We start from the raw sequence: 9219 nt of genomic DNA, 5'->3' as shown, positions 1-9219 counted from the left end.
ACTTGGACTGGTGAAATCTTTCCTGAACACCCTAGCCCCTCCACCTCTCCCTACGTTATCTGTCTCTCCGCTATCGTACCTCACTCGCTCGGCTTTGGGTATCTTCTTTTCTCAAAATCACCTAAGCAACTGAAGAAAGAATACGAACTGATTCACGCCAAAGGCTTCATCTTACAAATCGATGCACCAGATCTGGCTTGTGATCACGCTTGGTTTTTTCAGCATCTGCCCGAGCAGGAATTCCAGAAGGTAGTCGAGTCCAATATTGCCGCTATCAACTTGGCAATAGAGAACATCCCTGCCGATCGTATTCGCTTACACACCTGTTGGGCGAACTTCGAGGCACCACACGTACATGACATCGCCCTGGAAAAGATTCTGCCGATTCTCTATCAAGCCAAAGTTGGCGCATTATCCGTCGAAATGGCTAACCCACGTCATCAACACGAATACGCTGTGTTCAAGCAATATCCACTGCCGGACTCGATGGTCGTGATTCCCGGCGTCATCGATCCCAAGACCAACTACGTTGAGCACCCACAAGTGGTGGCCAATCGCATTCTGCAGACTGTAGAAGCCGTCGGCGATCGCAGCCGCGTCATCGCTGGAGTTGACTGTGGATTCAGTACCGTGGCGGGCTTCCAATTCGTCGCAGAGAGTGTGGTCTGGGCCAAGCTGCGCACCTTGCGTGAAGGTGCTGATCTTGCCAGTGCGAAGTTATGGGGATGACATTCATATAGGCCGGAATAAGCCTGTCCTGCTTGGCCAGTGCCGCAGGCACAGGTGAGCCAAGTCGAAGGGCGCAACTTTTCCGACGCAGAGCTATGCTGCGTGCTGCCTGGCCTGATCTTTACCGACGCCAAATCCTGTGTAAGGCCGCTTATACGGAGCATGGAACGCAAGTACAATGTCTTCTTTGGGAATGCCGTGCGCAACGAAATCGTTGGCGATTCCATTCTCAGTGGTGTCGTATTGTATCCAAATCTGGCCTTCTTTGATGTCAACATGCACGATGCAGTTATACACGCGCTGTTGCTGCTGCCAGCCGACAACAACCAATTGATAATGATCACGAAGCGGATCAAAGAGCAGTTGTCGCTCAATGTCGCCATAGGCAGGTTTCAGTTGGCCATACTGTTCTAGGACTTGCTGAACACAGCGGCGATAGTCATCTAGCTTTGCCATTGGAGAATCTCCTGGGTTTGACTGTTATACACGAGTACCTTGAGTTGATAACGACGGATCGCAGACTGAGCGAACGGTAGCGTAAAGAATGCGACGTGAGCATCAAGCGGGACAGCCAGATACAAGTGACGCTCTGGATCTTGCGCTTCTAAAACCAAACGATAATTCAGAAACTGTCCAAGGGCTACATGAAAGTCAGAGATCAGCGAAGGGCCGCTGAAGCTCTTGATCTCCACCGCGATACGTTGCCCTTCTCTTTCCGCAGCAATAACCTTCTCTGCTCCTAGATCAATGTAGAGATCAACACCACCAAAAGAAAGAGACAGCGGATCGTGTGTGATTATCCAACCCTCTTTGACGAGAGCTATTTTTACTGCTTCATGAAACACATCGCGAGCCGCCATGCGGGTATCAAACTACGCTTTGTAAGCTTTCGCAACCGGGCAATTCATTCTGGTCTCGCACTACTGCTGAAGGTTCTTTTTCTACCGACCGGATGGTATAAGGAATTGCTGGCAGCGTATGAGAAAGAGGAAGGACAGCGCCAATGTCAAAAGTGCAAGTCGCATCACAGGTTGAGATTGATATTGATGACCTCCTCAAAGGTGTTGCCCAGCTAGAGCCCAACGAGCTTGAACAGGTTGTCAACAAACTCCTCGCTCTCCAAGCGCGTCAACGAGCGGTCAGCCTTTCCAAAACTGAGACTGACTTGTTAGAACAGATCAACCAGGGATTGCCACAAACTGTACGCCAGCGTTACGAGGAGTTAGCTGCCAAGTCGCAGGAGGAAACCATTACCCCTGCTGAACATGTAGAACTCCTACGATTGACGGATCAGATAGAGCAGGCAGACGTCGAGCGTCCACGAGCCCTGATCGCTTTAGCAGAATTGCGACAGGTCTCGCTTGATGCCGTGATGGACCAACTTGGCCTTCGCCGCTCTTCCATCCATGCCTAGAATCTACCTCTCCATACACCAGCCTCTGCTTATACCTCCTGGATTCCCGCCTACGCGGGAATGACGGCAACCTATCCCGCAACATTCAATTGACCCTCAGCGAGTTGTTGCTTGCGCACCGCAATACTCAACAAGCAAAACGCCACCAATAACATCACTCCCAGTAGTCCACATATCCACCACAGTGTGAGGTATCCATAGTGCCCATACACCCAGGTACCACCAACTGGCGCCAGTACGAAGGCAACGGAAAACGCAGAGCTAAACATCCCCATATATTGTCCACGATTTTCGACGGGACTGCGTCGGGCGACGAAGCTCTCCAGCAGCGGTGTCGTCAACATCTCACCACAGGTCCACACCAATACTGTCACAGCCAAAGCTCCTGGCGTCGTTCCTAATGGTAACAGCGCAAATCCAGCACACAGCAGAAATGCGCCGATGCCAATAACTCGTAACGTGTCAAAACGTTCGACGACATGCAGAACTGGCATCTGACATACGACGATCACCAACGTATTCAATGTAAAGACAAGACCAATGGCATACGAGGGGAAATGGTGCACTTCGGCTAACGTCAACGGATAGGCACCGAACAACTGAAAGAGGACAATGACTAAAAGTGAGGTGAGCACGAGAATGGTCAGGAAGATTTTATCCTGCCACGGTGATTGGCGAGCTGCTTTGACTTCCGTGCTCGAAGACTCTGACTGGTGTGATGAAGGCACGCGTCGTGAGACCGGTAATAGCAGGCCCCACAGCAGTCCTGCCGCTAATACTCCAACACCGGCTTCAATGACAAAGAGCCAACGATACGACAAGGTCACGAGAAAACCGCCAAGGGCAGGGCCGATCGACATGCCGAGATTCATGCTCAAGCGTCGCACACCGAAGGAACGGACCTGCAAATGTGGTGGGCTGAGTTCTGCAAGCGCGGCTCCGTTCGCCGGACGCATACTTTCAGACACGATACTCCAGAGCAGAACAACAACGACAATGGCCGTAGGCGAATGCATTGCACCGAGTGCGACGACTGCCACTGTCGCCAGCAATAAACTCACAATCTGCGCAGTGATCGAACCGATACGATCACTCAGCCAACCTCCAATGTATGATCCGATAATCGAACCAACGCCGTAGAGGCTGAGTACGACACCAGCTTCTTGCACTGAGAAGCCTTGCTTTTGAGTCAGGTATAGGGTCAGGAACGGGAGTACCATCGTGCCACTGCGCTGGACGAAGGTAACCAGGCTCAGCAACCACACTTCGCGTGGTAGGCCGGTGAAGAGTTGACTGTAAAAGCTCCACATGCGATGACTCCCGGCGTGAGACTATCATGCTCACACTTTGCAAAAGGAGGGGGCTATGGCGAAACAAATTCGTCGCATTGTCACCGGCCACAATGCTGCCGGAAAGTCGATTATCATGCAGGATGGAATGGCAACCAGTATTCTTGAATTGCCCGCAGCACCAGGTCTGCGCGTAACTGATTTGTGGGAGACGACAACCTCACCGGCTGATCTATCTAGCGATGCTGATCCGACAGCACGTCCGGTTCATCTTGAACCTGCCGCAACTGGCTCGATCTGTCGGATCGTCGAGTTTCCTCCGGATGCGGTGATGAACAAAGGCGGAGATTCCCATAAAGTCTTTGACTCGTTAGGCGCGAGCCATACACGCGATACCAGCAGTAAAACTCCGGGGATGCATAAAACGGCGTCGGTAGATTACGCGATTGTGCTCTCAGGCGAGGTGTGGGCTGTGATGGATGAAGGGGAGACCCTCATGAAGGCTGGTGACGTGCTGATTCAGCGCGGGACCAATCATGCGTGGAGTAACCGCTCGGATACTTCGGCGATGATTGCGTTTATTTTGGTTGGAGCGACACTGCCTGGGAAATAACGACCCGGCGACCGCCCCTCCTCGTCTTTGGGAACGAGTTTTTGTCGCTGATAGTGTGTTGCTGCTAATCCCCTCTCCCTGCCAGGGAGAGGGCTAGGGTGAGGGTAATTGCGTAACGCACTCAATGAAATCACGCTTTCACCCCTCATCCTGACCTTCTCCCCTGAGGGGCGAAGGAACCCATTTCCATAGTCGCGTCTTTTTTCTACAGTTCCTTCAGCCGCGGGTATACTTCTTTCGCAAACATCTTCATCCCTTTGACCGTTTCATCGTGCTCAAGAAACCCGGCTTGCCCCATTAACAGCAAGTGACCAAAGCCACCAACATGTTTGTACATCTTCACAATCTGTTTATAGACTGAATCGGGGCTCCCCGCGAACACCAACCCATGCTCCATAAATGATTCGAGTGACGGATTCTGGAACAATTTAAATATTCCTGCACCGCCACCAGTCGATGCGGCTTTCATCATGTTCACAACCCCGGCGGTCGGATGATACCCAGGCGGGTTCGTAAACTGTGGCGGGACTTTGTTCGATTCGACATACCACATCAACTTGCGCGCTCCGGCGTAGCCCTCTTCATCGGTCTCGCCGGTGTACACCAACGCAGCATAGGCAAAGCGGTCCAATGCTGGTGCTGACAACCCAAGCTCGGCACGACGTCCGCGATAGGTATCGATCACTGCTTTGGTGCCATCAAAGCCAGTCAAGAAACTCGCAACCACATAGCCTTTCTCTGCCACTTGTCGAGCGCTTGAAGGTGTTACCGACGTGATCCACACAGGTGGATGTGGCTGTTGATAGGGGCGTGGCCAGATGTTCACTTGTCGATGATGAAAATACTTGCCTTCCCAGTTAAACGGCCCATCATGGCTGGTCCATGCTTTGAGAATGAGATCGTGCGCTTCCCAGAAGCGGTCCATCATGTGCACTGGGCGGTGATTGCCAGCTGACATTTCGTACGGAACGCCACGCACGAACCCGACCTCGAGGCGGCCACGTGCGTAGACGTCGACCATCGCCATCTCTTCAGCAACGCGTACTGGTTCACGTCGGTTTGCAATCGGATTGCCAAGAATCAGCAACCGCGCCTTCTTAGTCTCACGCGCAAGGATGCCCATGATAATCGGTCCAGAAGGATTGAGATTGGTCGCAGTCTGGTGATGCTCGTTGACCATGATCTCTAAGCCAAGGTCTTCGGCAATTACCCACTCGTCAATATAACGATGATAGAGATCTGCACCGATCTTGGGATCATAGTAGCGATTGGGAAGTGTTACACGGATTGAGTCGTACTCTTTCGGGTCGGGTAATAAATGATAGGCGTTTTCGCTGAAGTGCCAGGCGCGCATAAAATCTCCATCGGCAATATGCTGTATACTACGTATTGCGTATTGCGTATTGCGTGTTACGTAAAGCAGGGCTTACAGGATCACGTAACACGTACCACGCAACACGATTCACGTTTCACGCAATATGTAACAGGTCCCACGTTATTTAATAAACATCCGTATCTTCTCGACCACCGCCTCCGGTTGCTCAACATGCGGCAAGTGCCCTGCCCGCGCAATTGTCTCTAGCCGTGCGCCAGGAATCGCGTCACGATATGCAGCACCATAGTAACCCGGAGTGACAAATTGATCGTTTGCTCCCCAGAGCAAGAGCGTAGGAACGTCGATCCGTCGTAGGCGTCGTCGTAACTTCGGGTTATGAAAATATGGCTCCCAGGCATAGAGTACGGTCGCTTCACGATTCCGTGCCATTGCAGTCAGTTGATCATCTGACTGCTTCGAGTAATCAACCGCTGCAACGGCAGGGTCATGATAGATGAGCTTCATCACCTCATTTGGCGACAAAGCAAAAATGTCGGGAATATCTCGTGCCTCTCGGTCACCAACCTTAATGCCAACGGGTGCAATGAGAACCAGCTTGGCGATTCGTGCAGTCGCTTTGACTGCCATTTCTGCGGCAATCCACCCACCAAGCGAGTTGCCAATCACAATCACGTCGTTCAGATCTTGTGCCTCAAGAAAATCAAGATACAGATACGAGAGATCATCAACCGTATCGATCCAATCGACTTCTGGTGAATGACCAAAGCCTGGATGTGAAGGCGCAAAGACGTGACCTGAGTTTGCCAGCAGGGTCAGAAACGGCGCTTGCGGATCAAGCCCATCTTCACCGTGGAGGAAGAGAATGGGGCGTCCTTGACCACCCTCGATCATTTCAAGTTGGACATCATGAACTGTACACCAGCGAGTATTCGTTTTCGTCATGCCCTGTGTTTACTAACAGGACATCGATGCTGCAAGGGTCGTAGAGAGAGTCGACGGAGTTTGCTGACAGCCTCGCGGCATTGACGCAAACTCATGGGAGTCGCTATGATTCGCCTGAGAGATCCATATTATCGAATCAGTATTGCTACGTCAGTTGAGGATGTTGGAGAGCCATGCGCGGCTAAAGGAGGGCGCGTCATCATGCGGTGTCTTCTTGTTTCTGACCTACACTACGCTCTCAAGCAATTCGATTGGGTGCTAAACGAAGCGAAAACCTTCGATGTCATTGTGATCGCCGGTGACCATCTGGATATCTCTTCGAGTGTCGATATCCAGGTTCAGATCACCGTGATCCTGACGTACTTAAAGCGACTCCACACCAAGACCCGTCTCGTCGTATGCTCAGGAAACCATGATTTGGATACCCGGAACGCCGCCGGGGAGAAATTCGCAAAGTGGATCTCCAAGGTACGCCATCTTGGGGTACCGACCGACGAAGGCAGCCTGGAGGTTAACGGTACTTTGTTTACGATTTGCCCATGGTGGGATGGCCCACAAGCCCGGGAGCAGGTCGGTGCACAGCTTGCACGTGATGCCGCGAAACCTAAGAATCACTGGATCTGGGTCTATCATGCGCCGCCAGACGAATCACCAACCAGTTGGGGCGGACAGAAACATTTCGGCGATACGTCTCTGGTGCAGTGGATTGATCAGTATGCTCCAGACATTGTGCTCAGCGGCCATATTCATCAATCACCTTTTCGCCAGGGCGGCTCCTGGGCAGATCGGCGCGGTTCGACATGGATCTTCAATTCTGGACAACAAATCGGTCCCTGCCCGACCCATGTAATTTTTGACACCGACGAGCGCAAGGCGCTCTGGTTCTCGCTGGCTGGGGCTGAAGTCGCACACCTAGACGAACCCTTGAGGCGTCCACTCCCTGAACTCACCGAGTTACCAACCTGGCTCAGATAGTCGGATCAGGATCACGATCAGACCCCGGAGAGGCCTCTTCAACTTGCTGATGGAGCAACGTCTCAAGGACCTCGTCAACCATGCCGAGGTGATTCTTTTGATCTTCGAATTGACGCTTCAGGTCGGCGAGGTAACTTGTGACCCCGTATACTCGTTGGGCCAGAAGCTGGGCGAGTATGTACGTAATGTCAGTACTTGACCGCAGGAACTCGCCGGCACGCTCAACGACATACATACGAGAGGGTGAAAGTGCCTTCACGGTCGCTGAGTGCGGGATATCAAGCAAGATGGACATCTCGCCGAAGATTGCCCCAGGCTCCGCAACAACAGAGATTTGCACCTCACCTTTGAGCACTTCAATGGTTCCTTCGATCAAGATGTAGAGAATGCCTTCCCTGCCTCCTTCGACAAGCAGTGTTTCCCCATGATCAAAGGTCTTCTCAAGAAATCCCTGGCAAAAGTCGAGAATCGTACGCATCGCTCTCCCTCCGGAAGGAGTTACCCTATCGTGGATATCAGGCAGGTCAATGTGGGAGTAAAACACTTCCACCTCGCGCCTGCATATCACCCGCTCTGATTTTCTCTCGCTTATGAGTACATGTCAAGAATATTCCCGTACGCACCTCTGGGACTTTTCTTTCTCACAATTTTCTGTAACACCGTAGGGCGCGAGGAGGACCTGTGCGATGATCCGCATGAATGAAAACTATCTCAAACTGCAAGCATCATATCTCTTTTCTGAGATCGCCAAGCGCGTGAACGGCTATGCAACAGAGAACCCGAATAAGAAGATTATTCGCCTTGGTATTGGCGATGTGACGCGTGCGTTGCCAAACGCCTGCATTAGCGCGCTCCATAAAGCGGTCGATGAAATGGCCGTGGACGCATCGTTTCGCGGCTATGGCCCTGAACAGGGGTATGCCTTCTTACGTGAGAAAATTGCCGAACATGACTTTCAGGCTCGTGGCGCAAAGATTACGCCCGAGGAAATTTTCATCAGCGATGGCTCAAAATGTGACGTCGGCAATTTCCAAGAACTCTTTGCGCTCGATTCACGCCTTGCTGTCCCTGATCCAGTCTATCCGGTCTATGTTGATACCAACGTTATGGCTGGTCGTACATCAGCTTGGAAAGATGGACGCTACGAAGGGCTTGTCTATCTCGAATCGACTGAAGCCAATGACTATGTCCCAGCTCTGCCCAAAGAAAAAGTCGACGTCATTTATCTCTGTTTCCCCAATAATCCCACTGGTCGGACAGTCACTAAAGCACAACTGAAACCGTGGGTGGACTACGCGCGTGAGAACAAAGCGCTGATCCTTTACGATGCTGCGTATGTCGCCTTTATTCGTGACAATTCATTGCCGCAGAGTATTTATGAGATCGACGGTGCATTGGATGTTGCGGTCGAGTTTCGCAGTTTCTCGAAGACCGCTGGGTTTACCGGCACTCGTTGTGCGTACACGGTGATTCCTAAGCAATGCAAAATTTATGACTCACAAGGCAATGGCCATTCCTTGCATGCGCTGTGGGATCGTCGTCATTCGACCAAGTTCAACGGTGTGTCATATCCAATCCAACGTGCAGCAGAAGCAGTCTATTCACCAGAAGGACAAAAGCAGGTTCGCGAGTTGAGCGATTATTACCTTGCCAACGCGGCGTTAATTCGCACGACCCTGAGCAAAGCTGGCTTCAAGTGCATTGGTGGTGACCATGCCCCTTATGTATGGGTCAAAGCCAACATGGACTCGTGGAAGTTTTTTGACATCATGCTGCAAAAGGCCAATGTCGTCTGCACTCCTGGCGCGGGCTTCGGCAAATGCGGCGAGGGGTACATTCGTTTTAGCGCGTTTAACAGTCATGAGAATGTCGCCGAGGCGCTGCAGCGTGTATCGGAGGCGTTGAAAGGACTGTGAAAAAG

The 9219-nt window shown here is 51.9% G+C and carries 10 protein-coding genes; 4 read left to right on the top strand and 6 right to left on the bottom strand.

Annotated features, from left to right (window positions below; translation table 11 throughout):
• Positions 1-822: 822 nt before the first annotated feature.
• Positions 823-1185 carry a XisI protein gene (locus FJ147_14055; GenBank protein MBM4257007.1) on the bottom strand — a complete coding sequence of 121 codons (363 nt, stop codon included), beginning with the start codon at positions 1183-1185 and terminating at the stop codon, positions 823-825.
• Positions 1173-1589 carry a fatty-acid oxidation protein subunit alpha gene (locus FJ147_14050; protein MBM4257006.1) on the bottom strand — a complete coding sequence of 139 codons (417 nt, stop codon included), beginning with the start codon at positions 1587-1589 and terminating at the stop codon, positions 1173-1175. The genes FJ147_14055 and FJ147_14050 overlap by 13 nt, the downstream gene beginning before the upstream one ends.
• Positions 1590-1732: 143 nt before the next feature.
• On the opposite strand from FJ147_14050, the gene FJ147_14045 reads away from it, so the two are divergent.
• A complete protein-coding gene (locus FJ147_14045; protein MBM4257005.1) occupies positions 1733-2143 on the top strand; it encodes an STAS/SEC14 domain-containing protein in 411 nt (136 codons plus the stop codon).
• 71 nt (positions 2144-2214) lie between these two features.
• Here the strand turns inward: FJ147_14045 and FJ147_14040 are convergent, their stop codons facing one another.
• Positions 2215-3453, bottom strand: a complete 1239-nt coding sequence (locus tag FJ147_14040) for an MFS transporter (protein MBM4257004.1) — start codon at positions 3451-3453, stop codon at positions 2215-2217.
• Between the two features lie 55 nt (positions 3454-3508).
• Between FJ147_14040 and FJ147_14035 the strand changes: the two genes are divergently transcribed.
• Positions 3509-4045: a cupin domain-containing protein gene (locus FJ147_14035; protein MBM4257003.1), complete on the top strand. Its 537-nt coding sequence runs from the start codon at positions 3509-3511 to the stop codon at positions 4043-4045.
• A gap of 205 nt (positions 4046-4250) precedes the next feature.
• Here FJ147_14035 and FJ147_14030 read toward each other — a convergent pair whose 3' ends face one another.
• Together FJ147_14030 and FJ147_14025 are read right to left on the bottom strand one after the other, a co-directional pair.
• Positions 4251-5399 (bottom strand): LLM class flavin-dependent oxidoreductase, encoded by a 1149-nt coding sequence (locus FJ147_14030; protein MBM4257002.1) that lies wholly within the window; start codon positions 5397-5399, stop codon positions 4251-4253.
• Between the two features lie 141 nt (positions 5400-5540).
• Positions 5541-6323: an alpha/beta hydrolase gene (locus FJ147_14025; protein ID MBM4257001.1), complete on the bottom strand. Its 783-nt coding sequence runs from the start codon at positions 6321-6323 to the stop codon at positions 5541-5543.
• Positions 6324-6524: 201 nt separating this feature from the next.
• On the opposite strand from FJ147_14025, the gene FJ147_14020 reads away from it, so the two are divergent.
• Entirely contained in the window at positions 6525-7298 is a 774-nt protein-coding gene (locus tag FJ147_14020; protein MBM4257000.1) for a phosphohydrolase, read from the top strand.
• On the opposite strand, the gene FJ147_14015 is transcribed toward FJ147_14020, so the two are convergent.
• Positions 7291-7776, bottom strand: coding sequence for a cyclic nucleotide-binding domain-containing protein (locus FJ147_14015; protein ID MBM4256999.1), 486 nt, complete (start codon positions 7774-7776; stop codon positions 7291-7293). The two genes, FJ147_14020 and FJ147_14015, sit on opposite strands and share 8 nt — an antisense overlap.
• A gap of 208 nt (positions 7777-7984) precedes the next feature.
• On the opposite strand from FJ147_14015, the gene FJ147_14010 reads away from it, so the two are divergent.
• On the top strand, positions 7985-9214 hold the full coding sequence (locus FJ147_14010) for an LL-diaminopimelate aminotransferase (protein ID MBM4256998.1): 1230 nt from the start codon (positions 7985-7987) through the stop codon (positions 9212-9214).
• Positions 9215-9219 lie beyond the last annotated feature (5 nt).

The organism is Deltaproteobacteria bacterium (genome assembly GCA_016874775.1).
Taxonomy (GTDB): domain Bacteria; phylum Desulfobacterota; class Binatia; order Bin18; family Bin18; genus VGTJ01.
This window is presented reverse-complemented; position numbering and strand designations above follow the sequence as displayed.

Coding starts and splice junctions, on each gene's coding strand:
- FJ147_14055 (MBM4257007.1), bottom strand. CDS start 1,185: ATGGCAAAGCTAGATGACTATCGCCGCTGTGTTCAGCAAGTCCTAGAA.
- FJ147_14050 (MBM4257006.1), bottom strand. CDS start 1,589: ATGGCGGCTCGCGATGTGTTTCATGAAGCAGTAAAAATAGCTCTCGTC.
- FJ147_14045 (MBM4257005.1), top strand. CDS start 1,733: ATGTCAAAAGTGCAAGTCGCATCACAGGTTGAGATTGATATTGATGAC.
- FJ147_14040 (MBM4257004.1), bottom strand. CDS start 3,453: ATGTGGAGCTTTTACAGTCAACTCTTCACCGGCCTACCACGCGAAGTG.
- FJ147_14035 (MBM4257003.1), top strand. CDS start 3,509: ATGGCGAAACAAATTCGTCGCATTGTCACCGGCCACAATGCTGCCGGA.
- FJ147_14030 (MBM4257002.1), bottom strand. CDS start 5,399: ATGCGCGCCTGGCACTTCAGCGAAAACGCCTATCATTTATTACCCGAC.
- FJ147_14025 (MBM4257001.1), bottom strand. CDS start 6,323: ATGACGAAAACGAATACTCGCTGGTGTACAGTTCATGATGTCCAACTT.
- FJ147_14020 (MBM4257000.1), top strand. CDS start 6,525: ATGCGGTGTCTTCTTGTTTCTGACCTACACTACGCTCTCAAGCAATTC.
- FJ147_14015 (MBM4256999.1), bottom strand. CDS start 7,776: ATGCGTACGATTCTCGACTTTTGCCAGGGATTTCTTGAGAAGACCTTT.
- FJ147_14010 (MBM4256998.1), top strand. CDS start 7,985: ATGATCCGCATGAATGAAAACTATCTCAAACTGCAAGCATCATATCTC.